Source organism: Skermanella sp. (assembly GCF_059503625.1).
This window is the reverse complement of record NZ_JCACHA010000514.1, coordinates 1-25,425: the sequence shown is the minus strand read 5'-3', so window position 1 is coordinate 25,425 and position 25,425 is coordinate 1. Positions and strand designations below refer to the sequence as shown.

At 62.5% G+C, this 25,425-nt stretch carries 15 protein-coding genes and 1 pseudogene; 12 read left to right on the top strand and 4 right to left on the bottom strand.

From position 1 onward, the window contains the following. Positions 1–667 precede the first annotated feature (667 nt). Positions 668–787 (top strand): annotated as a pseudogene (locus AC5JJ6_RS11090) (transposase domain-containing protein); the annotation flags it as partial. A gap of 411 nt (positions 788–1,198) precedes the next feature. Here AC5JJ6_RS11090 and AC5JJ6_RS11085 read toward each other — a convergent pair. The 3 genes from AC5JJ6_RS11085 to AC5JJ6_RS11075 are packed head-to-tail and all read right to left on the bottom strand — an operon-like array spanning position 1,199 to position 5,096. Then, positions 1,199–3,496 carry a glycosyltransferase gene (locus AC5JJ6_RS11085; protein ID WP_496042089.1) on the bottom strand — a complete coding sequence of 766 codons (2,298 nt, stop codon included), beginning with the start codon at positions 3,494–3,496 and terminating at the stop codon, positions 1,199–1,201. Beyond that, a complete protein-coding gene (locus AC5JJ6_RS11080) occupies positions 3,489–4,475 on the bottom strand; it encodes a glycosyltransferase family 2 protein (protein WP_496042088.1) in 987 nt (328 codons plus the stop codon). Before AC5JJ6_RS11080 ends, AC5JJ6_RS11085 begins: the two co-directional genes overlap by 8 nt. A 36-nt stretch (positions 4,476–4,511) precedes the next feature. Next, positions 4,512–5,096 carry a hypothetical protein gene (locus tag AC5JJ6_RS11075; protein WP_496042087.1) on the bottom strand — a complete coding sequence of 195 codons (585 nt, stop codon included), beginning with the start codon at positions 5,094–5,096 and terminating at the stop codon, positions 4,512–4,514. A 181-nt stretch (positions 5,097–5,277) separates the two neighbouring features. Here AC5JJ6_RS11075 and AC5JJ6_RS11070 point away from each other — a divergent pair, with 181 nt between their 5' ends. The 4 genes from AC5JJ6_RS11070 (at position 5,278) to AC5JJ6_RS11055 (ending at position 11,914) form a co-directional block, all read left to right on the top strand. Further along, complete coding sequence (locus AC5JJ6_RS11070) at positions 5,278–6,513, top strand: glycosyltransferase family protein (protein ID WP_496042086.1); 1,236 nt, start codon at positions 5,278–5,280, stop codon at positions 6,511–6,513. 157 nt (positions 6,514–6,670) lie between these two features. After that, on the top strand, positions 6,671–7,972 hold the full coding sequence (locus tag AC5JJ6_RS11065; protein WP_496042085.1) for a hypothetical protein: 1,302 nt from the start codon (positions 6,671–6,673) through the stop codon (positions 7,970–7,972). A 123-nt stretch (positions 7,973–8,095) separates the two neighbouring features. After that, the gene (locus tag AC5JJ6_RS11060; RefSeq protein ID WP_496042084.1) at positions 8,096–10,552 is read left to right on the top strand and encodes a glycosyltransferase; all 2,457 of its coding nucleotides are present in this window, start codon (positions 8,096–8,098) and stop codon (positions 10,550–10,552) included. Between the two features lie 441 nt (positions 10,553–10,993). Continuing rightward, positions 10,994–11,914, top strand: a complete 921-nt coding sequence (locus tag AC5JJ6_RS11055; protein WP_496042083.1) for a hypothetical protein — start codon at positions 10,994–10,996, stop codon at positions 11,912–11,914. A gap of 48 nt (positions 11,915–11,962) precedes the next feature. Here the strand turns inward: AC5JJ6_RS11055 and AC5JJ6_RS11050 are convergent, their stop codons facing one another. Further along, positions 11,963–13,870, bottom strand: a complete 1,908-nt coding sequence (locus AC5JJ6_RS11050) for a glycosyltransferase (protein ID WP_496042082.1) — start codon at positions 13,868–13,870, stop codon at positions 11,963–11,965. 593 nt (positions 13,871–14,463) lie between these two features. Between AC5JJ6_RS11050 and AC5JJ6_RS11045 the strand changes: the two genes are divergently transcribed. The 7 genes from AC5JJ6_RS11045 (at position 14,464) to AC5JJ6_RS11015 (ending at position 25,263) form a co-directional block, all read left to right on the top strand. Further along, a complete protein-coding gene (locus tag AC5JJ6_RS11045; RefSeq protein ID WP_496042081.1) occupies positions 14,464–15,636 on the top strand; it encodes a glycosyltransferase family 92 protein in 1,173 nt (390 codons plus the stop codon). A 10-nt stretch (positions 15,637–15,646) separates the two neighbouring features. Then, positions 15,647–16,507 (top strand): polysaccharide pyruvyl transferase family protein, encoded by an 861-nt coding sequence (locus AC5JJ6_RS11040; RefSeq protein ID WP_496042080.1) that lies wholly within the window; start codon positions 15,647–15,649, stop codon positions 16,505–16,507. A gap of 383 nt (positions 16,508–16,890) precedes the next feature. Then, on the top strand, positions 16,891–18,594 hold the full coding sequence (locus AC5JJ6_RS11035; RefSeq protein ID WP_496042079.1) for an ATP-binding protein: 1,704 nt from the start codon (positions 16,891–16,893) through the stop codon (positions 18,592–18,594). 32 nt (positions 18,595–18,626) lie between these two features. Beyond that, on the top strand, positions 18,627–19,199 hold the full coding sequence (locus tag AC5JJ6_RS11030; protein ID WP_496042078.1) for a hypothetical protein: 573 nt from the start codon (positions 18,627–18,629) through the stop codon (positions 19,197–19,199). Then, positions 19,144–20,109, top strand: a complete 966-nt coding sequence (locus AC5JJ6_RS11025) for a glycosyltransferase family 2 protein (protein ID WP_496042077.1) — start codon at positions 19,144–19,146, stop codon at positions 20,107–20,109. Before AC5JJ6_RS11030 ends, AC5JJ6_RS11025 begins: the two co-directional genes overlap by 56 nt. Before the next feature lie 373 nt (positions 20,110–20,482). Beyond that, positions 20,483–22,216 carry an ATP-binding cassette domain-containing protein gene (locus AC5JJ6_RS11020; RefSeq protein ID WP_496042076.1) on the top strand — a complete coding sequence of 578 codons (1,734 nt, stop codon included), beginning with the start codon at positions 20,483–20,485 and terminating at the stop codon, positions 22,214–22,216. After that, positions 22,213–25,263: an HlyD family type I secretion periplasmic adaptor subunit gene (locus tag AC5JJ6_RS11015; RefSeq protein ID WP_496042075.1), complete on the top strand. Its 3,051-nt coding sequence runs from the start codon at positions 22,213–22,215 to the stop codon at positions 25,261–25,263. Before AC5JJ6_RS11020 ends, AC5JJ6_RS11015 begins: the two co-directional genes overlap by 4 nt. The last annotated feature ends 162 nt before the right edge of the window (positions 25,264–25,425 follow it).

The window sequence follows — 25,425 nt, the reverse complement described above, 5'->3', positions numbered from 1 at the left end:
CTCATGCTGCGAAGGCTATGCCGAAGAACAATATGATCCCGGACGGACACTCAGGGACGCCCGCTGTGTCGTTCAAGGCCAACCCTGAACGCCGGCACCGCCTTCTCCAGCAGAGTTCTGTCAGGCCTCGTGCCAAGCACCCGATTAGGTCAGCCAGAGTAGGGCTGGCAGGCTCTGGCTCCAGACTTGACGGGAGCCGGGGGGTAGAATGGGATTGCGTGGCCTGCAGCTCGAACGAGGTGACCGAGCAGTTGGAGCGCACCGCCCGAGGCTACCGGCGGTTCCGCTGCCAAAGCTGCAGTCAGCAGTACAATGGACGTGGCAAGGTGAACGCCAGGCACGAGACGGGTGAAATCATCTGCGACGCAAGCTTCTGGAGCTGCATGACGCAATCCGATAGCCCCCTTTCAGACGTGGCCCATGGCGGCGATTTGGGGGCAGCGCGCCGGCTCTTCCCGCGGGCGCCCGCTTCCTTCCCCGAGCTGTCGACCGCGATAAACCCCCATGGCTACCCAATGCCACCGGTCGGGGCCGAAGTCGTCACGCCGGTGCCGACCGCCGTCGCCCGGCTCGAGGCGTTGGCCGCGGAGCGCTATGGTGCGTCCTCGGCGGCACATGTGGTGGCGGCGGCGGGGACGCGGATCCTGCCGCCTTGTCGTGTGCGGCAGCATCGCTGGTCGAGACGTGCAAGCTCAATGGTGTCGATCCACAGCGCTACTTCACCGACCTGCTCACCCGCCTGGTCAATGGCTGGCCTAATGACCGCATCGACGAACTCATGCCCTGGTGCTGGGCCGACCTGCAGGAGCCGACAGCCTCCGCCGAGAGCACCATGGGCCCGTCGACGTCGGTTACTCTCAATCCGCGCCGAGCGCCGGTCCCCGCCGAGCGGCCCTGGCGCCACCGAACCTGCCTCCCGCACCAGCGCCGCCCACCGGATCGCGTCGGCCGCGCTCACTCCGAAGCGGACCGCCGCTGCCCGGCAGGACGACCCCACCGCGATCGTAGCCACCGCCCGTTTTCACAAGTCGACCGACAGCGTCTTGGACATGCCCATCGCCCCGCATGCCGAGGGACGACTGAATCACCGCCGTGCCGCCAGTGGGGTCACAAGCGATTCAGTCAGGCAGGACGCCGCTCTAGCGGTGTCACGCACCACCCAACATGCCTCGATGCGGGCGACCCTGCCCGCTACCAGTCATGTCACGGTACCCTGGGCGGAGCGCTGGGTGCGCTCGGCCTGGAGTTGAGCGATGAGACCCCAAATCAAGGCCCAGCCTGGGTTATTGCGGAGAGCCTGGTGCCGGTCCGGCTGGCCGGTCAGATGCCGGGCCAGGGTCGGCTCAGTGACGAAGCGGCGCAGGCTGTATAGTCCGGCAAAGAGAGCTGTCTCGCCGAGGCGTGGCGCGCCGCTGACCGACCGCGGACGGTTACCCGGAGCGAAGAGACGGATTGATGGCACGCCGCGGCATTCGAAGATTTCCCGCACGGCGTTCAGCCGGGGGCTGGAGGCAATGTCGATCACCAGCTCGGGCGCCATGCCGGCCGCGGCGATGTCGTTGAACAGGCTGTCGATGGTGAGCAGGCGGTAGCCCGGCAGGGTAGGCGCCTCGGTTGCACCGGAGGCGAGGAGGATGGACGGCGGCGCGATGTCGCGGCTATGGCGGGACTGCACGGCTAGGCTTGCCAACAGGCGCGGATCATCGGCCCGATCGGCAAGCAGAAGCTGGCCGCGGCGCCCGGCCGCATCCACCACCCAACGGGCATAGGCCTGATTGGCATCAAAGAAGGCCGGCACGCGGAGATGACGGAGGCCGGGGCGATGGCGTACGGCGCTGACCGCGGGCCCGTCGGTCCGCGACAGCAGGTAGAGTTGCGTGAAGCGGCTGGTCAACGCCTCGACGTCGGCGGCAAGGTCGGTGCCGCGCAATGCCCAGATGTCATAGGGAAGGAAGGCCGGCACCGTCGCGGTGTGCAGCAAGCGGAGCGCCGGCGGCCGGCCTGCGAACCAGAAACCGAGCTGTCCGCTACTGACGAGATCAGCCAACGGCATACGGCGTAGCCGGCCGAGCGCCTCCATTGGGGGCACGCTAGGGTCGGCCGTGGTGAGTTCCGGCAGGGTGATGATCTCGCCGAGCCGGCGCAGACGGTGGAGCGCATCGGGATCCGGCCGCGCATCGACAGTGCCACCCAGGACGAAGTGCACCGGCACGAGATTCGAAAGATAGCGCGCCGTATCGCAAACATGGTCGAACACTAGTGAGCCGGTACGCAGTTCAGCCGCATCAAAGACGATGCAGAGGCCGGGCGGTACGTGCCAGCGCTGCGCCGCGGTGCGCGCCAGCGTGATACCGAAGCGCTGCTGCGACGCCATCGAGGAGGCGAAAGAGGCGGCTTCGAGCTCCGCTAGCTGCTCCGGCTTCGCCACCACTTCCTTGCAGGCCCACAGCATGGCTTGGAAGGAATCGAGAGTGTGGAAGGGATGCGTCGGCGAATAGCCCTCGAAGGCATGGCTATGGGCGATCACCGCCTTGCAGAGATTCAACGCCTCGCCGACCTTGATCTTGAGGCCGGTGGAGAAAGTCATCGGCGCCAGGACGGCATCGACGTTGCGGTAGAAATCATCGAGGTTTTCCACCCGGCCACGCAGTTCGACAAAAGAAGGCAGGCGGTCGCGGGCGAGATCATCGCAACAGCTACCGACGACGATGAAGCGGCAGGGCAGTAAGGTGCGCTCGATATAAAGTCGTGCTGCATCGAGGAAAGCACGGATATTGGCCAGGTTGACATTGTTGCGCGCGCCAACCAGGCCGAATCGAAGGATGCCGTGTGCCGGCTCGGTACGAAGCAGCGGCCGGATCGGTTCGACATAAGGCAGGGTGTGGACCGGTGTGCTGGTCAAGGTGCGAAAGAAGGCCGCCTCCTCCTCCTTGATGGCCCAGACCATGTCGGCGCGGTCGAGCGCGATGCGCTCCTCCGCCTCCGTCGTGTAAAAGAACTCTGGCTTCAGGCCGTTGGCTTCAAGCACCGCACGCCGGCCGGCGAAGCGGTCATGCGTGTCGAGGATCTTCAGCACGCCGCGGGGTGCGAAGTCGAGCGCCTTGCTCAGCCAGGTGTAGTTGACGATACAGACATCGAACTGCCGCGTGGTGAAAAGCCAGCGCAGCATGTCGCCGATCGCCGGATCCCACCATTCGTCGATGCGGTGATCGTCACCCCCGGCGGGAGGCATGTGCAGGTGGCGGGTGACGGGGATGGTGTAATGCGCATCCCAGGCCTGTTGCATGGCGTGTAGCGCGGCGAGCGGGGGCTCGCGTCGCCAGTCGAGTTCCGAGGCATAGTGCAGGTAGTGGATCTCGGCGCCCTTCGCGCGCAGGTCCTGGCAAACCTGGTAAATGCGTTTGCGGTTGCCGTAGTCCTGCGGGTGGGTTGGGGTCGGCGCCAGCACCAGCACGCGGAGCCCGGCCCAGGAGCGTGGATCGGCAGACTCAGTCATCGCTGTCGCTTGCCCCACCGAGCAGGCTGACGACGGCTGCGTAGACGGCGGACATCTGCCAGTGCAGGTCGCCTGCAGTGCCCTGGGGCAAGGCGAGTGCCCGAAGGGTGCGGAGATGCGGCGGCTGGTGGGCAAGGAAAAGCTTCAGCTCGTGCCAGTGTTGCTCCACACCGGCGCGGGTCGCCTCCGGCGCCCGGACGAAGTCGGAGACGGCCTGCCAAGCGATGCGGCGGCGCAGCCATGCCTGGCTCAGACGCGCGGGGTCAATACAATGCTCAACGACCGCATGCGGAGTATAGCCGATGGCGCCGCCGAGCGCTTCCAGCCGTGCGGCGAGCTCCGTCTCGTCGTTCGACATCAGCGCGATGCCGGAGCCGATGCGACCGAGCGCCGGGCTGAAGCCTCCGGCGTCGCGCAGCTTGTCGATGCGGTAGGAGACATTGGCGCCGACGACCCATTCGTCCGGCTTCAGCGGCCGCACCTCGCCGCCGAGATCGAGCACGGAGAGATAGGGCAGCATCGCTGGCCCCAACCAATCCGGTGTTGGTGTGGTGAAGTGCGGCAGCACGCGCCCGCCGATGCAGACGACGCCCTCGCCGAGCTCGGCATGCGCCGCCAACATGTGCTCAAGCCAGTCTGGCGCGGCGAAGGCATCGTCGTCGAGATAGACGATAATGGAGGCGCGCGCTTCCTGGCTTGCGACGTTGCGGGCGTTGGAAAGGCCGGGCGTCTCGATATGAAGCCAGCGTAGGTTGCCAATGCCGGCATAGGCCTTGGCTTCCCTCGCCGAGCGCGCCGAATCGGGCGAGTTGTCGACGACGAGGATTTCGAAGCGCCCGGCCGGCAGGGTTTGGTTACGGAGCCGGGCGATCGACTCCACCAGCATGTCGTAGCGGTCATAGGTGCAGATCGCCACCGTGGCGAGCGGCGTGGCCGGGGCCGCGGGCATAGGCGCTCGGCGTCTCGTCGGCTTTTTCATCAGGCACTCCGGCGCAGGCAGGGCAGGGCGTGGCCGTCAGGCCGGAACGAGCTCGATATGGCTGATGGCCATGCCGAGCACGCGCTCGTCGGAGCCGCCGGTCTGGGTCGGGGAGAACATGACTGGCGAACGCAGCACAACCTCGGTCGGGCGAACGCCTTCAATGACCGGCAGTGGACCAGCGATCAACGCGCTCGCCTGCGGCACCAGCCTCGCCGGGTAAGGCTGGCCGTCGATGTTGACGACGACCGGGCGCTCCGCGGCGCCGGCGCCGAAAGAGCGCACGCGGACCTGCAGGCGGAGCGGCCGTGTCCGGTTGACCCAGAAGACCAGCCGAGCTTCGGGCTCCGGCCCGGTCCAGCGATAGGGGGTGCCATCCTCGCCGTATTCAAGGAAGTGGAAGCCGGAGCCCGCTTCGAGGAATTCACCAGCTTGGAGCAGAGCGACCGGGCTTAGGGCCACCTCCTCCACCTGGCTGCCCTCGGCGATGATGCCGTCGCGCAGCCGCTCGACATCCATCAGCAGCGTCACCTGGGACTGCAGCCGGGCCATTTCGCGCTCGAGAGTCGCCAGCCGGAGTTCGAGGGCAGAGGTGCGGGCCGCGGAAGGTGCCTTGCTCATTCCTGGGCCTCAGATTTGGTGGAGAGAGGATCAATGAGCATCTTCGGCCGCCTCTGCAACACCCGGTCAGCTTGCGCTGCTACGGGATGACGAATTCGAGAGGAGTGCTACAAACCGAGTCGAGTTTCCGCAAGCCGACATCTTCCCGCCTATAGATTCAACCGGGCAGCTGCCCCTCGCCTTGGAGGTGATTTTGCGGATCAGTGGTTACCTAAGTATTTACAACGACTGGGATCTGCTGACGCCCGCTCTCCGTTCCGCTGCGCCCTACCTCGACGAACTCGTCGTGGTAGATGGCGCCTATTCCTGGATGGCGCCGCTCATCCGGCAGCTCGGCCACCAGCCGGAGCGGTCGCAGCAGCCGGTGCGGGATGCGCTCGCTGGCTGCGGCGTGCCGGTCCGAGTCATCGAAGGTGTCTGGGCGAACGAAGTCGAGAAGCGCCGCGCCGGCTATGCCGCCTGCCAGGGGCGCTATGTCCTGCGCCTCGATGCGGATGAGGTGTTATTCGTCGACACCGCGCGGCTTGAGCGCTTCCTCGCCTCCGGCGGCGCCGTAGCAGAAATGGAGATGCCGACCTACTTGGCCCCGGGTTTCATCCAGGGCGAACCGGGCGGTGCACCGCTGCCGCGGCAGGCTTTTCTCTTCGATCGGCAGCTGGTTTCGGCAGAGCAGCATCTGCGTCATCTCTGGCTGGTGCTGACCGTCGACGCACTGCCGCCGGCCGAGCGGCTGCCGGTGTTTCCGGAGCCCGTCGCCTTTAATGCACACCTCACTACTTGGCGGACGCCGCGGACGGCGGTACAGCGGGCGCTCTTTTACACCCTGAACTGGTCGCGCCGGCATGGCGTACCCTGGATCGCAGCGCTCAAAGACAGGCCACTCGAGGATGTGGCGGCGTTGCTGCGGCATGTGCCGGCCGAGGCCTTCCTCGAGGCGATGCTTAGCCACCGGCTGGTTTCAGGACATTTCGATACCGCTGGCGAGCCTATGCGACCGACGCCGCTATCGCCAGAGCAGGAGCGGGGCCTAGTACCGCTCCATACGAAGTACCTGGCGGCGCAGGTCGCGCTCAACCAGGATCTCACTAAGCAACCGCGCCGCATCATTCAAAGTGAGCCAGTTTGCCTCGACCTTAGCAGCGATGCTGGCTTGGATGCGCTTGCCCGGCACGGCTGCATCACCCTAGAGGTGTTTAAGGTGCTGCGGCGGGCCGAGGCAGAGATGCGCTATCTAATCCCCCGCCCGCCCTGGGAACTGCGTCGGCCGCTGTCGGTCACCGCCCTGGATACTGCCTTGCAGGTTTCCTTACCGGGAAAGACGGCGGAGACGGACGGCTTCCTGCGGCGCGTCCTCGTGCTGAATATCTGGACGGTAGCCGGCCATCCGCTTCAGGATATGTTGTGCCTCGCCCGGTGAGGACGAACGCCTTCCCAAAAATTCTTAGAAAACGTCCAAAAAACCGGGCCAATTTTTTTCTTGCAACGTTTGCTTTGAACAACGATTAGATTTGTGGTCTTCTGAATGTCCGATGCTCGGTTTTATTGGTCGTTGAGCAGAAAGATACGGGTAGGATATGGGCGGTCTGCAGGAACTAACTGCTGGTTTTGCCAGCACCGATCAAGCCAATGCGGCTTTTCAAGGGCATTTTTATGCGGCAGCCAGCGAGCGGCGGCTCGACGCACTGGCGCTCACCTGCCGGGATGTGCTGACTGCCAAATCCACCGGCGAATTCACGTTACCCTATGCCTTCGCCATCTCGGCCAGGGCAAGGTTGCACGATCCTACCTTCTGGACCCTGGGCGAGGATGGCTCGCCTAAGCCGGAATTGCTAGACTGGCTCGATGAGCTATTAAATCTGCCGGCGGCAGCCAATAGCCGTCACAATTATTATTACGAAATCGTTGCTGGTCTCCGGCATTACATTGCGGGCGATCACGACCGGGCTTTTCATTGGCTGGCGTTGGCGGCACGGCCGGGCGATTTCTACCGCGTGGTCAAGGATGATTTCGGCGGCGGGGCAGCCTTCGCCCGGACCTATCCCTCGCCGGCGGCGCTGGCGGCCGCGCAGGGCTCCCGCTTTGATCGGAACTTGGCCTTCCTCCACAAGCCGGCGCAAGCGCTGTCGGCCGTCGTCAGCATTTCCTTCGACCGGATTTATGCTGAGGCTTTTGCCGGCGACTGGATTGAGCGACTGGCGGCATGCGGCCGTGCCGGCATCGGCCTCCATCTTCACCTGATGTTCCGCGAAGAGACTGATGCGGCGCTGGTCGAAGGCCTTGTCGGGATGGCGGCACGGTTCGGCCTGCCGCTCGCCCTGAGTGTTGAAACGGGGGTACGGCATTCCCGGGCGTACTACGCCAGCGCCCGCTTCCTGCGTGGTGCGGCAATCTTGGAGGCCTTTAGCTGTCCGGTTCTGTTCTCTGATGCCGATGCTTACATTGTCAGTCCCGAGGCTTTCGCCAGCCGCCACCTGCCAGCTATCTTAAGCGAACAGCGGGTTCTCGGGCATCTGGCCAATGGGCCCTATAACGGCTACCTGCCTTGGCGCCGCTTTTCGGCCACTTGGATGGTCACGCCGGCTCATGCCAATTCCATCCGCTTCCTTAATCTCGTCGGCGATGCCGTCGAGTATTTCTGGGATCAGCGCGACCGAAATTGGTGGATCGACCAGATGGCCCTTCAGGTCGGACGCACCACCGCGATCGGGGAGGGCATGCAGGCGGCAGGCTTCGGCAGCATCGGCGACGCCCTGCCTCATATCCTGATGACCGGCGAAGAGTACAAAATTAGCAAGGTCTCGAAAGTGCCGCGGATGAGAACCTTGCTCGAAAAGGGCCTGAATTACTGGGATGCCTTGCGCCAGCTCGACAGCTGAGCGGGCCTCGATGGAGCTAACCGCAATCCGGTGATTTCCCCGTGCGCGCGAATGCTCTAGGTTGGGTCTCATGCAAGCAGCAACGGGATCGGCGGTAGCCACGACACGGGCGGATGGCTGGCCATGAGCCGGGTCGTCTTCCACCTGGATCGAGCCGACCGCGAAGCGCTAGCCGGTTGGGCCTATGACATCGACCGTCCGGATCGGCACATTCGCATGGTAGTGCTGGAGGGCGATGAATACCTCACGGAGGTCAACGCCAATACCTTCCGCCAGGATCTCGTCACCGCAGGTATCGGCCGCGGCGACCATGCCTTTCACCTCGCCCTGCCGAGTTTCCTGCGCAGTGGGCCGGCAGTGAAGTTGCGACTGGTGGATGCTGAGGCGCGGGCAGTGCTCGCCGTCGTCAGCTTGGCAGCGGATTTCGAGCCGGCAGGCGCATTGCTGGAGCGGCTAGGCCAGCAGGTGGAGCGCGAAATCAGCCCGGCGGATGGCGATGCGACAGTGCGAGTCGGTGCGGCGCGTGGGTTGCTGGATAGCATGCTGCCGCTGCTCGACGGGTTGCTCGGGGCGGCGCAGCCGGCCTTGGCCGAGACGCCCCTGCGAGCAGGATCCTTCCAGTCCGCGCTGGCCGCAGCACAGGGGCGCTTTCCGCCAGTCGCGCTGCCGGAGGCGACGGCGCCGCGTGTCTCCATCATCATCCCGGTCTTTGACAGGTTCCACCTGACCCACAACTGCCTGGCGACGCTCGCCGAACTGCCGGATCAGACGCCCTTTGAGGTGATCCTGGTCGATGATGGCTCGTCAGACGAGACGCTGCTGGTGCCGCTGCTGGTCCGCAACATGCGGCTGCTGCGGAACCAGGCGACTCTCGGCTTCCTCCGTTCCTGCAATGCTGGGGCGGCAGTGGCGCGTGGTGAGTTCCTTTATTTCCTCAACAATGACACCGAGATGCAGCCTGGCGCTCTCGATGCACTGGTGGCGCTGCTGGAGGAGGAGCCGCGCACCGGCGTCGTCGGCTCCAAACTGCTTAACCGGGATGGCACCTTGCAGGAAGCGGGTGGGATCATCCTGCGCCTGGCCGACGGCGTGAATTACGGCCGCGGCGAGAATCCCGATGACGGTCGCTTCAACTACCGACGGGATGTCGACTATGTCTCCGGCGCTTCGTTGATGACGCGGCGCGAGGTATTCGAGCAGCTTGGCGGCTTTGATGAAGTTTTTGCGCCAGCCTATTACGAGGATACCGATTACTGCTTCCGCGTCCACGCCGCGGGCTGGCGGGTACGGTACCAGCCGCGCTCGGCCGTCGTGCACTTCGAGGGCGGCACTGGCGGCACCGATGTAACCGCCGGCGCCAAACGCTACCAGGTGGTAAATGCCCGCCGCTTCCTGCAGCGCTGGCGCAAAATACTGCTGAGGCATGCGCCGGCCGCGACGACCCTCGAACAGGAGAAGGACCGCGGCGCCACTTTCCGCCTGCTATTCATTGATGCCACGGTGCCGACGCCGCGGCAAGACGCGGGATCGGCCGCCGCCACCTGCCATATGCGGCTGTTGCAGGGGATGGGGGCGAAGATCACCTTCCTTGCCGCCTCGCATATGGGACTGCAGGGCGAGGATGGCGAAGCCCTTCAGGATGCCGGCATTGAGGTGCTGCACCATCCGCATACCTGGTCGGTGGAGGAGGTGCTGCGGCGGCGGGAGGGTGGTTTCGACGTCATCTACCTACATCGCGGCGAGGTGGCGGTGCGCCACATCGTCACCTGCCGAGCGCTCGCACCCAAGGCACGCCTCGTCTATAATGTAGCAGACCTGCATTTCCTACGGCTAGAGCGGCAGCGGGAGCTTGGCAATGCCGGGCCGCCGCCGCTGGTGCGGGTGCGGCGCGAGGCGGAGCTGGCGGCAATCCACGAAGCGGATGCGGTTATCGTCCACAGTGCGGCCGAGGCAGCGCTGCTGCATGACGAGGGCGTCGCTGCCGTGGAGGTGGTGCCCTGGGCTATGCCGCTTGTGGAGGAGGGGCCAGCGCATGCAGCGCGGCAAGGGCTGCTTTTCGTCGGCGGGTTCCGGCATGCGCCGAATGGTGACGGCATCCTCTGGTTCGCGCAGCGGATCTGGCCGGAACTGCGAGAGGCCTTGCCTGGGCTGACGCTGACTATCGCCGGCAGCCACATGCCGGCCGAAATCCGCGCGCTCGGCGAGCGGCCGGGCATAACGGTCGCGGGCTATGTTGAGGAGTTGGCGCCGCTTTATGCATCGCACCGGCTGGCGGTGGCGCCGCTACGTTATGGCGCAGGCCTCAAAGGAAAGGTGATTGAGGCCCTGGCCTTCGGCTTACCCTGCATTGGCACGCCGATCGCCTATGAGGGGATTCCGCTCCCCGGACGGGCGGAGGTGGAAGCTGCTGGAGAGGCGGAATTCATCCGGGCGGTCATCACACTGCATGAGGATGCGGAGCGCTGGACGGCGCTGCGGGAAAGCGGCCTCAGTTTCGCGCGAGAGGCCTATTCGGAGGATGCCGTGGCGGTCGGACTGCGGCGTGCGATCGGACCGTTGCCAGCCAGGATGTCGGCCTGAGTCATGCTTCGGTTGAGGCTCCCGCGGGCTGTCTGTATCCTGCGGCTACGGAACTATGAAACCTCCTCCGTGTGCCGGAGGTGTTGTGCGTGACCCCTGAACGCGAGCTGTGCCTATGGCTCAGCGATGTGGCGTTGCCTTACTGGGCCGGGCAGCACACGATACCACATACTTGTTTCTATCGCTGAGACTGCACGGATCCTCGACACTAGGGCGAGAAGCTCGATCAAGAAGAATGCTGGATCGGCTTTCGACAGCCGAGGCGAACGGAAACCGCTTCAGGGTCGGCTTGCAAATTGACACCAACTCCGTGCTCTTGCGTAGTTGAACAAAATCGGACCAGCACCTTTTAAAAAAGGTCAGGTCCATTGTCTGGTAACGCATCGGACGAGCCGGGGCACGTCAGGGCCTCGCCAAGATATTAGTAGGGAAGAAGCGTGCATGCCCGACCCAGCGAAGGCTCCTGTAATTGCCGTGGTCGCCAACGATCCGATCGCACCGGAGCTGCTGCGCTTCCTGGTGTCGCTGCACCGCTACTCCCCGGATCAGCAAGTCAGGATCATCCCCTTTAACGACGACAGCGTGCTCTGCCGCGCAATTGGTGACCATTTTGGTTGCGCATGGGTCGAGGACGACCTGTCACGCTATGACCGCTTTGGCCGGGAGATCTTCGACAAGGACCCGCCGCAACAGCCTTACCCATATATGCTCGGCAAGCTTCGCAAGCTCTGGGTCTTCGACCAGCCGGGGCCGATAGTCTATATTGATATAGACACCATCATCACATCGGATATCAGTAGCATTCTGCAAGAAGCGGCCAGCAAAGAGTTCGACCTGAGTTTCGCCTCGGTCTCTGCTGGCTGGATCTATGAGGACGTAGCCGAGGCGGTGGCCTTGCTCAAGCGCACTCGCGGCTTCTCCAGCAGCTTCTTGTTCAAGCGGACCGATCGCATGAATTTCGATGCGATTACTGAAACCATCCGCAAGAACCTCCCGCATTTTCATAAGGTGCGGCGGCTTGGCGTCGTCGATCAGCCATTGCTGAATTATGCGGCCGACCAACTGCCGATCCGGGTGATGCCGATGTATGAACTAGCCGGCATCAGCTCCGACACGGTCGCCTCGCGCGACCTGCCCTGGTTCAAGGCGGCGGTGCAGGATGATGGCAAGGTACTGGCTGGAGAGAAGCCAGTGCTCTACCTGCATGCCGTAGGTAAATACAAACATAGCAGGGAATACGACTTCCTGTTCAACGGCCATCTCGTCGAAGGTTTGTTCCAGATCGCCAAGCGGGATCCGGCCCTTGGCCACCGGGTCTATGAGGCGATCCGTCACTGGATTCATTTCGAACCGGCGGGCTGACCTCGACCCGCGCCGCGTGACGGCGGCGCAGGTCAGGAACCGGCATCCTCAGGCGGCGGCGAGCAGCTTGACCGATTGGCGGCGCAGGCCTTCCTCGAAGATGTCGACCACGCGCCGGTCATTCTCCTGAACGAGGTTGTGCGGAAGCGGCCCGCTACGGAACCAAGCCTCGTCCGCAAGGCCCGAGAACGGGATTCGGTGCAGCGCACAGGCCTCGATCGCGGCGCGGAAGACAACGCCGCGGGCGGGGGCGAGCCACAACACTTCCTCCGGCTTGCGGAGGCTGAGGCTCATGATCGCGTTCTGCAAGCTCATCCAGTCGTCCACCCGGACATGGATGGTGCCGGGCCAGACGCTCCTGCCCGCCTCCCGTGTCAGGTCGCCGAGATCACCCTCAATGAAGACGAGGCGCTTCAGCGACTCTGCCTCGAGAATGCGGGCGAGTGAGGCCTTGGGGATGGCGCGACGCAGCGCCATCGGCGAAGGCTCCCACAGCAGGTTGGAGTGGAAGACCGGCAGCATGCCGAGGACGCCGCCCGGCTTGAGGGAACCATAGCCTGCCCAACGCTGATCCCAGACCATATGGTCGTCGGGATGAAGCAGGGCGGCAATCGACGAGGACCGGCCGAGCACGTCGAGCAGGGTCAGGCGCGGCCGGCCCGGCCGACCCAGGGCCTCGACGAAGGCAGCCTCCGTCACGGCGTCGACGCCCGGCGGCAGCACCCGGGCGGCGACCCGCATCGTCTCCGGCGAGAGCAGCAGCGTGACCGGCCGGCGCTCCGACAAGATGCGGACCTGGCTCAGGAAGCTCTGCAGAACCAGCGAGTCCGAGACCGGATGGGCGGTCGACAGGTCGATGACCAGGGGCTCGGCCCGCCGGGCGATGCTCTTGATGAAGCGCTCCGTCCCCGCTGCGGTGCTGGCGGCGAGTGCGAGCCGGGCGCGAGTGATGTGGATGCGGTTGCCGGAGATAGGTGGCCGGCGGAAGCTCAGCTCAATCATCGCCTCGGCCATGGCGGCGGGGGAGCCGAGCTGCACCGCCTCGTCGAGGACCGTGCCCTCGGCCGAATGCGTGCTGAACAGCGAGGGCATCTCGAGCGCGAGCGCGTCGGCGGTCTTGATCTTGAAGCCGGTGCCGTCGAAGACCGGGGCGATGGCGTAGTCAACCTTCTCGTAGAACTCCGCCTCGGTCGGCACGAAGCCGAGCTTCTTCATGGCGAGGGTGGACTTCACATGCTCGCCGACGCGGCCGCCGATGACGAGCTCGACGGGGGCGAAGGTCTCGCCGATGCGGCGCTCCAGCGCCTGCACCAGGCCCTGCAGGCCAGCGATGTTGAAGCTGTTCGCGCTGGCGAGGAAGCCGAAGGACACCTTGTCAGGCGACAGGTAGTCGCGCCGGCGGAGGCGCGGGGCCTCGGCCTCGAGGGTTGGATCGTAAAAGGGGACCGTGACCACCTCGGAGCCGGTGGCGTTCAGCAGCTCGACGCCTTCCTTCTGCTGGATCGCCACGACGATGTCCGCGCGGCGGATGCCGAAGACCTCGTCAGGCTTGTTGCAGATGAAGAACTCCGGGGCCTGGCCGATGCGGCGGAACGCCTCCGGCCGCTTCCAGAAGATGTCGTGCGTCTCCAGCACGCGGACGGTGCGGCGGGGCAGGAAGTCGAAGGCCTTGCTGAGCCAGACATTGTGCACGACGGCGACGTCGAAGACGCGACGGCCGGAGACGTTGCGCAGCATCGCCTCCAGGTCGGAGTCCCACCATTCGTCGAGGTGGTGGTGGGCGCCGTTCTTCGGCGGGGTGCCGACGCCGCGATGGGCGTAGACCACATGCACCTCGTCCCACTGGCTGCGGAGGATCTCGCAGGTCGCCTCGTCATGCCGCCAGTACCAATGGTCCTCAAAGGCGACGAGGAGGAAGGTGATGTGGTAGCCGGCCTGCTTCAGCAACCGCGTCATCTGCAGGGTGCGCCGGCGATGGCCGGCGTCGAGCGGCCAAGTGGCGAAAGGGGAGATAATCAGTGCAGATCGAGAAAGGGCAAGGGGCACGGCCTGGGCTTGCATATGATGATCCTCATGCGGTCGGCAATGTCGGTTGCGGCCTGGGATGCCGTGAAATGGCTTCGCATACCCTAATAGAGGTCAATGCGACGCCACTTTCGCTGCCCTGATTAGCGAATTTGTGATACATCAGCCAAGACCAAGCTTCTAATTTTGGTAGGAGTGAATTCGAAAACCGATCGCTTTTGAAACATGAAGTTGCTGCGGCTTACACATAGGTTCGAATTTATCGTTATGATGTCGCAACTTGATATTTAATCAAGGGTTGAGTAGCGGGTGCCGGAGATACCGGTTTCGCTTTCAATAAACTCACGTCTGGCTTGCTATGGCAATGCGGGGTAACTATAAGGTGAGCTTCGGTATGCTGCAATGCGAAGCTGTTCCAGACGAGGAACAGCCCTGGCCTGTTTTGCATCCGATCATGTAATGAGGCGCCCAAGTGGTCTGGGCGTAGGAAACCGCTCAACTTCGATGATGGAGCGATAGGGAACGTGACAGTACGCATCATATATAGGCCAGCGCCGGTTACGTTCCCGGGCGGCATCCATCGAGTTCCCGTCCGTCCTGTTGAGCTTCGCGACGAGAAATTCGATGCTGAGTTTGATTGGGATACGTTTACTTATGACTCGTTTAGAAGCGAGCAAGGATACTGCGTTATTGCGCCTCCTATGTTCGGACTTGAGTCGTCAGTCGATTGGGAGACCTCTTTTGCTGGCCGTGGCGTCGAGCGTGTAGTTGTTGCACGTTTAGACAAAGCTCTTCGCGTAAGAGCCGCTTCAGTCGGCGGACAAGTGAACGGTTTGCCGATGCAGGTTGCATTCCGCGATGCCGGGTCCGTAACCATTCCGTTCGACTCAGTAGCGCGCAACGACCTGTTAGCCGGCAAGCGTGTTCTGGTAACAATGTCGAAAGACAACGAAGCTGGTTGGATTTGCGACTGGATGGAGTACCATGCTGCAGTACATGGTGCTCAAGCTGCCATTGTATATGATAACGGTTCGTCCCGATATACACCGGAAGAGTTGCTCGAAGCTGTTTCCGGCGTCTCCCTGGAGGCGGTTATTATTGTGTCCTGGCCATTTAAGTACGGGCCCCAAGGCATAATCAAAACAAACTCGCACTGGGATTCAAATTTTTGCCAGCACGGCGGTCTGGAGCATGCTCGATACTTTTTTCTCCAAAAAGCGCGCTCTTTTCTAAATTGTGACATTGATGAACTGATTGTTCCGTTCTCCGCTGACTCGTCGGTTTTTGATGCCGCTGAACAGTCAGATCGGTACGTATACTTTGCGGGGCAGTGGGTTGAGCCGATTGGCCGTGAGGGCGCCAAGCCCAAGCCTCTTTCTGAGCGCCGTCATCTTGATTTCATTTACATGAGTAAATTGTCCTCCGGACGTCATCACCCCGCTTTCAAATACTGTGTTGCACCAAGAATTTTGGCCGAATCGATGCAGTGCGCGACCCACAGAATAGTGGATGCCAAGCATCATGGCGAGTTTATATTTCCTGACCTCCAACCGTCACAAGATTTTAACTACCGCCACTTCAAGGCAATAAATACTAATTGGCGTTGGCAACGAGATTGGATACCAGCATATGAGTTAAGTACTGTTGATGTCGATTCTGACCTAGATTCTTTAATGATGTTTGCCTTGAGCAGGTGAGGGGTTAGAAATGATGTCTAACGTTTATCATCGTGCTGTTGTCGAAGATGTCCTGCGCTCTTTAAAGGGAAAGCGGGTACTATACCTTCCTAATCCAGGCAATGCTGGCGATGCGCTTATCGCTGCCGGCACAAAAGCCGCCTTCGATCGTGCTGCGCTCTCTTACGAAGTTATTACTGATCTTTTGGACCCTGGAGACTGCCCCGTTTTGTTGGGGGGTGGCGGTTCGCTCTTGGGTGGGGTGGGTGAGTTCCGGAAGGCGCTCGAGTATTATTCCTCAAGAGCCAAGCACCTTATCATACTTCCACATACTGTGCGAAATTGTGAAGAGTTGCTGCAGAACCTTGGATCGAATGTGACTTTCATCGTGCGTGAGCTGGAAAGTTACCGGCATCTCCTAACTCGTTGCCATAAGCCTACTCTACTTCTTGCTCCCGATATGGCATTTCACCTAGATGTCGAAGAGTTCCTTAACGATCCCGAAATCCGGGAAAGCGGGCAGCGGTGGTTCGTTGCGATGTTGAAGCATCATGGCATCGATTTCGATCAGATCTGTTCGGCACCGCGGGCATATTATTCCAGGACGGATTGGGAAAAGAAGGCCGGCATCGGCGGAAGTGACTTTGATGTATCCTCTGTTTTTGGCTTTGGTATCTGGGGTGACCGTGGATCTGCTTCAGCTTGGTGTTTGTTGGAAGCAGTGAGAGCAGTTCAATCAGTAGTAACAGACCGTCTTCATGTTGGCATTGCCTCTGCTCTTCTTGGAAAAGAATGTGATTTTTACGATAATGCATACGGGAAAAACAAAGAAGTCTACGGCTACAGTATAAAGTATCATTTTAGAAACGTAAATTTTTTGCAACATGCGTAGGTCTGGTGGGAAAGTCAAATATTTATTTTGAGATCGATGAATTGCGCAATCTGATTTAAATCAGACTGTATCCAAGATTTAATAGACAACATCTGCATACGATTATCAATGGTACATTTATTTATGTAGATATGCGCTGAAATACAGAAAGTTTGCTGTGCTTGTTGGAATTTCGACTTGGCATCTCCCGTCGCGGTTTCATGGCATGGCTGACTTTTCAAATTTCATGTTTATCTCCATATCGTGATCTGTTATCTGTGCAACAGCCAGGGCGGGTCGTCCCGAAAAGCTTGGGGATTCACATGTCTAAAGTTACGGGTCTTGGCGTGGATGATGAGGCCTTCCTCGTCTCTAGCCTCATTGATCGCTGCCCAAAGATTATGATGCTGCGCGAGCTGGTGCAGAATGCCGTCGAGGCGGCCAGCCACTCCCCCGACGCCAAGCAGGTGAGGATCGGCGCTGTCGAGGTCGATGGCGTGCGCAAGCTCCGCATCTGGAACACCGGCCCGGGCATGGATGCCGATGCGCTGTACCGCATGTGCGACCTCGCCTCCTCCATCGGCAAGGTGAAAGGCCTGGACCGGAATTTCGGGATGGGTGCCAAGGTGGCGTCGCTGCCGTCCAACCATCACGGCGTGCGCTATCGCTCCTGCACGGACGGGCGCGTCAGCGAGGTCATCCTCGGCAAGCGGGATGGCGTCTACGGGCGCCTGTTGCGGCCCTATCCCGGCCGTGCCTTCCGCCCCGGTGCGGAGCGCATGGTCGATGTCGCCGACGTCACCACGGAGGCCACGGAGTCCGGGGTGCCGACAGACCATGACTGGACCGAGGTCGTGCTGTTCGGCCAGGATGCCGCGCAGGACACCACGGTGGACCCCTATGGCGGCGAGCCGAAGTCGCGGGCCTATTGGCTGCCGCAGACGCTTTACCATCGGTATTTCGACATCCCCGCAGATGTCGCGCTCGTCATCGAGCCAGGGTTGCACTGGTTCAAGGAGCCGCGGCGCTTCGAGCCGTTGAAGCGCCGGGCGCATACCGCGTTCGCCGGCTACGAGGCCGTGTCGGCGGGCAACGGGATGACCGTGCACTATATCCATGACCCGCAGCATCCAATCCGGACGCAGGAGAACGGCTCGAGCGAGGGCGCGCTGCAGACCTCCTCCAGCCTCATCGCCGTGGTCTGGCGGAACGAGATGTACGAGGTCCAGCACGGCTCCCCCTGGTTTTACGAGGCGCCGATCTTCGGCTTCACCTTCGGCGGCCGTCATCTGTCGGTCCTGATCGAGCTCGCGGACGACTACCCGGTGCTGCCGGACGCCTACCGCCAGTTCATCCGTTATGCCGGGGCTGAGCAGCAGCAGGTCCGGCCGAAGGATTTCGCCGCCCTGGTGCGGGAATGCCAGCCTGCCTGGGTGCGTGACATCGCCCGCCGCACCAGCGATGGGCGAATCATCAACTCCGCGATCGTCGCCGAGTTCGGCAGCCTTGCGGGCCGTCTTGGGCTCGACCGCTTGTCCGATGGCGAGACGACGGAGGAAGCCAAGTCTGACGCCTCAGACAAGGGCAAGGCAGCGAAGCCGGAGGGTAAGGACGCTACGGCATCGGCCTCCCTCTTCACCGGCATTCGCGGGGCCTGCGGCGTGGAGCCAGTGTTGCTGCGCAGCCCCTCCGATGTGCGAGACCGCTGGCTCGAAGGGCGGGCGGCGTGCTTCTACCCCGAGACCCAGCAGATTTTCGTCAACATGGGCTATGATGGTCTGCTGCGGTTCCAGGCCCAACTCCTCGATGCCGCCAAGGCAATGAGCGATGAGGCGACGCTGAAGCTCCTGATCGAGAATGTTACCGAGGGGCATTATGTCCGCCGCTTGGTGCGCGCCGTCCTGTTTGGCCTTGCCAAGCATCTGAACGAGAAGAATTGGCAGAAGGGTCATATTGAAAAGGCGATCAGCCCTGAGGCCCTGTCCATCGTGGCTGATGATTTCGACGACCTGGTGCCGAACGCTCTCGTGGCCCTGCGGGACTACCTGACCAGCCGCACCGACCATGCGTCGGCGCCCGCGGAGCCGGCGCTGGAGATCGCTGTTTGAGAGACCATTTTGCGGAGTAGTGACACACCGTGATGTCTTCATTGCATACCTTGTTTCAGGCTTCGCAGGACGAGTTTTTCGCCGTCCTCGATGGCCGTTTTTCCGCGATCGACGCGCGCATGCAGGAATGCGAGGCGCAACTCGATGCGATTGCCAGCCTGAGCGACAGCCTCGCGGCCCGCTCCCTGGCGCTGGCGAGCCGCGGGCCGGCGCCGACCGCCTGGCTCTACGACGTGCGCATGCCGAACGTCTACTTCCCGGGGGTATTTGAGCCGGAGGCCGACGCCAAGGGCGCCAAGCGTTGGGTGGGCGCCGCGGGGCGGATTGAGGGCAAACTGCTGCTCGATCGGCGTTTCCAGTACCGCTTCGAGGTCGACGTCGTCGATTTCGTCAGCGCCGACGCCGCATCGTCCTTTCAGTTGTCGGTCGATGGCCGAGTCTGGCCGTGGCTGTCCTCTGACGAGTCGCTTTTCTCCACAGTCGTTGCTGAGGCTCCCCATGACGCAAGCTTTGATTTCGTCCTCGAAGTCACCCCGGAAAGCCGCCCGGTTGACCGAGACGTCAGCTTCTCTTTCCGGCGAATCGCCATCAGCCGAATTGGATAAGGTGCTCGCCCCACGCCTCAGCGTCGTCATATGCACCTATGATCGTTATGATGCTTTGAGCGACACGCTGGCGGCATTGCTAGGGTCGTCGGGCTTTACTGCCACGGCGACGGAGGTGCTGGTGGTCGAGAACACGCCGGCGGCGAAGCGGCTTCCGGTCGTCCTGCCCGAGCATCCTCGGGCGCGGCTGGAAGTGTGCGAGACAGTCGGGCTTTCCGCGGCACGAAATTTCGGCATTGCCCAAACCAGCGGCGATATCATCGCCTTCCTCGATGATGACGCCATTGTCTCCGACGATTGGTGCCGCACCATACTCGACGTCTTCGATGAGCAGCCGACAGTGCGCGTCGTGGGTGGCAAGGTCGTGCCGCGCTACACACTGCCGAAGTTGCCGGCCTGGTACGACAATCAGCTCTCAGGCTACCTGTCGTGTATTGACTGGAGCGCGCGTGCCCGCTTCCTGCGCAAGGGTGAATGGATCGTCGGAGCTAACATGGCTCTCCGGCGCAACGTCTTCAGGGAGTTCGGTGCCTTCGACACCTCGCTCGGGCGCAAGGGCGCGGCATCGCTCCTCAGCAATGACGAAACGGCTTTGCTTGAGCGGATCGGCATGCAGAGCGTGTACTACGAGCCCCGCATGGCTGTGGAACATGTGATCCCGATCGATCGGCTGAAGCCGGAGTGGTTCCGCCGTCGCGTATTCTGGCAGGCTGTTTCAGACATGGTCGCGGGCCTGACAAAGCCGGGCGATCCGCAACGGCGCAAGGAGTATGGGGAGGTGGTCAGCCAGCTCGAGGCATCACGCCGCAACCTCAATGCCTTAAGCGCCGAGCCCCATGATTTTGCCGAGTTCCAGCTTCAGCTTCGCGGCATCTATCTGGCTACCGTTGCCTTTGGGGGCGGCTTATAGCGGTCGCCGGTCGCGCCGAGCCGCTTCCCGTTCGCTTTGATCAAGGCAGTTGCCCCAGCCTTCTAGCTGATCGGGCAAATAGCTCTGATCAGGTAGTTCGGCCCGACTGGGGGTGCCTTCGACTGATGGAAGCGGCGCCCCTGGGTGCAGCGACCTTTGTGGGCGGAAGATCCCATGTGGAGCGGGCGTTGCACTAGCCACGACTGTAGCGCGTCTGCCAGCGCCGAAACCTGATACGGATCATGTACGCAGGTTGATGACCTGAGTTCGTCCTTCAATCATCATTTTCCCGTTCGTGATTTCGGATTAGCGAGAGTGTAGTTGCGCCCTCGCAGCCGCCGTCTCCAAGGCAACGGCCGTTCGGAGTGCATAAATGGAATCACCGATGGGCTTGAGCATGCATCTTCCTGGCGTGACGGAGCTATCCCTCGCCAAGGGGGTGGAGCAGGTGCTCAAGATGGCCCGTCGTTGGATCTTGATCGTGGCAGGCTTCGGTCTGCTCGTCACCCTACTCAACTTCGCCCTTCTCTTGCTGAAGATGTACCAAATATCGACCCTGCTCGAGCTCGGTGCTTGGGATACGCTTTGGTCGTCTGCTTCCCTCTGGGCCGCCATCTGTATCGGCCTCGCCACCGTAGGCGTGCTGCAAGCGGTCGTAGTGAAATATCTCTCGCGGCACATCGCCGATCACCTCACCATCCCCGCTCTAGTCGGCATCGTGCAATATGCCGAAAAGGGTTCGGCTGATCTCCATGCCGTCCTCGACGATCTCGAGACGGTGCGAGAGACGCTCGCCGGCTTCGCCGCCCGGATGCTGGTCACAATCGCCATGACGCCGGTACTCGTTCCGCTGGCTCTGGCGCTTCATTGGATGCTCGGTCTTGTCTGCGTGGTCTTTTGCCTCGCCATGGCCTTGCTTAGCTTGGCTCTCGCCCGCGCCGCTGACAGGGAACAGGCATTAACAAGCGCGGGCACGGCCAAGGTCTACGGCCTGACCGTCGATGCCATGCGCTCTGGCGAAGCCGTCCTGGCCATGGGGATGCTTCCACGGTTGGTCCGTCACTGGGTTTTGGTCAGCAGCGAGAAGGCGGACGCCAGCTGGTCAGCGCAGCGCCGGCTGGCGCGGCTCAAGTTTATCCAGGCACTTATCATTAGCCTCTCCCGCGGTTCTTTCATGCTGACGATGTTCGCTATTCAGATCACCGGATCGTCAATGACGGCTTTCATCTCGGGCGCGTCGATCCTGGTGCTGCAGGTCTTCAGCCCCTTCACTGCCTTGGGCACGACGATTGAAACCTTCGCCGCCGCTACTGCCGCCTGGCGGCGGTTGCGGCGACTAGCCATGGAGACGACCAAGCAGCGTCCCAATGGCCTCGCCTTTCCTTGCCCCCATGGTCGGCTTGCCGCCGAGAATCTTTCCTTCACCTTCAACGGCGATCATTCGCCTTTATTGCGAAACATACAGATGACGGTTGAGCCTGGCACCTGTTTCGCCATCCTGGGCGGCTCGGGCAGCGGCAAATCCACGCTGTTGCGCCTGCTGCTGGGCTTGCATCAGCCAACAATGGGCGGCGTCTATCTCGATGGGCATGCAACCGGCCAGTGGGATCGGCGGGATTTAGCCCGGTATATCGGTTTCTTGCCGCAGCAGCCGCTCCTCGGCCGAGGCACCGTCGCTGAGGCCATCGCCCGGTTGGAGGAGCCGCAGATGGCATTGGTAATCGAGGCTGCCCGGCGGGCTGGGGCTCATGGACTCATCACCAGCTTGCCGCTCGGCTATGCGACGCCAATCAGTGGGAATTATCAGTTCTCGACGGGGCAACGTCATCGCGTCGCCATCGCCCGAGCTCTCTACGGGCGCCCGAAATTGTTGTTGCTCGATGAGTTTGCGGCCTCGCTCGACGCAGAGGGTGAGGCGGAGATGGAAGGGCTGTTACGCCAGCTGCGGCGGGAGGGATGCTCGGTGATCTTCACTACTCACCGCGCGTCGCTGCTGCGGAATGCCGATCGGGTGCTTGCCCTACGCGCTGGCACGCTGGTGCCGGCCGGCGATGAGCGCTATCGCCTTCCGGCCGAGGTAATGCCACGGGAGCGGCGCCTCGTATGAGCGCCGCCCTTCCGAGTCCGACGCGCTGGCTGCGCTGGCGCGATATTGGCGTGACGCCGGCTTCGGTCGTCACGGTGATGATGCTGAGCCTTTGCGGGCAGCTTGGCTATTTCGGCTTCCTGCTGACCGTAAAGGCGCTGATGGATGCCATGCAGGCATCGTTGAATCTCGACACCTATCTCGCCATGGCTTTCCTTTTCGTGGTCATTACCGTTCTTTCTGAAATCTACTTGCATCAGCGTGCAACCATGCTGAGCGCCGGGGCGCAGCGCCTGAGCCTCAGGCTGCAGGCCGAGGCGCTGCAAAGCTCCGTCCGCAACGCGGTGCGGACCGACGTGCCGGCAGGCGTCACCGCGTTGCAGGATATCGTGACGGTGCAGCGCCTCGTCGCCGGTCCGGCCCTGGTGGATGCGCTCGACTTGGTTGGGGCGGTGCTGGCGGTCATCGTTTTGTTCTACATCGATGAGGGCTTCGGCTGGATCACCGTCGCCGGCATCCTGTCCGTCATCTTCATGGGCTGCGTGCGCCGCGCGGCGACGGCCCGGCCGAGTGCCCTGGCCGATACCAGGATCAGCGCGGCATCCAGCGAATTGGCGGGCGAATTTGCCCATGCCGATGCCGGGCGTGGGCTCGGTCAGTTCACGGCAGGGCTGTTCCGGTGGCACCGCCGCTACGACCAGGCGCTAGATGCGAGCGATGCAGCGCATCTCCGCAAGCATGCGTTCGAGGAGATTGAGCGTCTCGTCATCAGCGCTTTTGTGCTCGGGCTGATGGTCTATGGCGTTGCGCTGGTTTTTGCCGGACTTGGCACGATGGGCCTTGTCCTATGCGCATTCTTCGGAGGCTACAAGGCGATCGCACCTTTCGCCAGTGTCATTCAATATTGGGCGAGCTGGAACAAGGGGTTTTCGGCCTGGCATCGGCTCAGCAAGGTATTGCGGCAAGATGCGCCGCCGCCGGTACAACTGCCGGAGCCGTCGGCCACGCCTGGGCTAGTGGTGAAAGCGCTCGGCTTCTGGCCAGAGGGCCGCGCCACGCCAGTGATCCAGGGTATCGACCTGCATCTGCCACCCGGCAGCGTCACCCTGGTTCAGGGCCGAAACGGCACGGGGAAGAGCACCTTCCTCCGCCTGGCTCTCGGCCTGCTTCAACCGACCTCGGGGCAGGTGCTGCTCGGCGGCCAGAACACTTATTTCTGCGACCGAGAGGAGCTTGGCGACCGCATCGGCTATCTGCCGCAGGACATCCAACTGCTCGATGCGAGCGTCCAGGACAATATCGGCCGGGGGCCGGAGGCATCAATGACCGAGGTGGTGGCGGCCGCTCGGGTCGTCGGCATTCACGACATGATAGGCCGACTGCCGCAGGGCTACCGCACTGCCTGTAGCAACCTCTCCACTGGGCAGCAGCGCGTGATCGCCCTCGCTCGCGCATTGTTTAGCGGCCCCGACCTGCTGGTGTTGGATGAACCTGAAGTGGGGCTCGACGGCGCGGCGCGGCGCATGCTGCTCGCCGCGGTCGAGCGGGTACGCTTAGCCGGCAGTGTCGTTCTAATCGTGACTCATGAGCCAAATGCTTGGGCCGAGACGGCGCATTACGCCTTGCGCCTCTCATCCGGTGGCGATTGGGCCGTGGATGAGCTTCAGGCGCATGAGCCGATCGCCCTCCCTGAGCGGGCGGTACCCGCAGAACCGCAGCCAGCGGCGCTGAAGCTTTCGGCCCTGCTAGAGGTCGCCGTGCCGAGCCCAACGGTCTCGAAGGTGATGCGGACGGCCTTGCTGACGCTTGGTCTCACGCTTCTTCCCCTCCTTGGCTGGGCAACAATGACGCGTATGGAACAAGCGGTTCTGGCACCGGGCCAGCTCGTGCCTGAGGGCCGGCGGAAGACGGTGAACCTGCTGGAGCCTGGCATTCTGCGCCAGATTATGGTGCTGGAGGGCAGCGTGGTGCAGGCGGGATATCCGTTGCTACAGCTTGATGTCGCCCAGGCCGAGGCTGGCGCCCTGCAGGCCCGCGCCGCCTACTGGAGCGGCCGCGCCCGTGCCGCCCGCCTTGCTGCTGAGCAGGTCGAGCAGCGCGAGCTCGACCTTCCGGCGGATGTGGCAGCGCAGGCGAAGGCGGATCCGGCCGTCGCGGTTTTCGTCCTGGCTGAGCGGGCGCTCTTTGCTGCCCGCTGGGCCGCTTTCGACGGGCAGGTGGCGGTGCAGGAACGGGCCATCACACAGCTGCGCGAGCAGATCGTCGCCATCCGGGCGCAGCGCGAAGGGGCGGTTCAGCAAGTACTCACCGTGCGGGAGCAGATCGCCGCCTACAACCGGCTACTGACCCAAGGGTACACTTCACGCTTTTTGGTGCTGAACCTGCAGCAGCAGGAGGCAAAAATCGTCGCGGCCATCGGCCAGGCGCAGGCACAAGAGGCGCGGCTGCGCGAAGGGATTATCCAGGCGCAGCAGCAGCTGGAAGGCACCCGCCTGCAACGCCTCTTCGACATCGCCACCGACGTCCAAGCCATCGAGGTGACCATCGCTACAGCACAGCAGCGGCTCCGTACCGCTCAGGACGTATTGCTGCGGCGGGAGGTGCTGGCGCCGGAGGCGGGCCGCGTCACCAATATCCAGGCCTTCACACCGGGCGCCAGCATCCAGCCTGGCCAGCCCATCCTCGATCTCGTGCCGGACGAAGGTCGGTTAGTCGCCGAGCTGCACGTCAAGTCGACCGACATCGACCAAGTGATGCCAGGTCAGCGAGCCAGAATTCGTATGACCGCGCTTCGCCAGAATTCGTCGCTGATGCTGCTGGGCAAGGTCGTAGCCATCTCGCCCGATGTGCAGACCGACGCCACGGGCCTGCCCTACTTCCTGGTTCGGGTCGCGCTTGATGCCGGAGCGGAGGACTCGGCGCTGCAGCGGCACTCGCTCCTAGCAGGCATGCCCGTGGAAGGATTTCTAATTGGTGAAAGACGCACTCCACTCGAGTACTTCTGGGATCCCGTAAAAAACTCGGCGCGTCGACCGGTCTTACCGGTCACTAAAGGAGATCAGCCTTGATCGACCCCTGGTGACGTCAGATACAGAGGAAGCAGTCCGGTACCGTTGATGCGGGATCAGACTGGTACATAGCACCAGATCAAATTGGTGGTTTGTCAGTTCTTGCGCCTAGTGCTCTGACGCACTCTGCTGATTCACTTGGCCTGTGGACCGTGCGAGTCT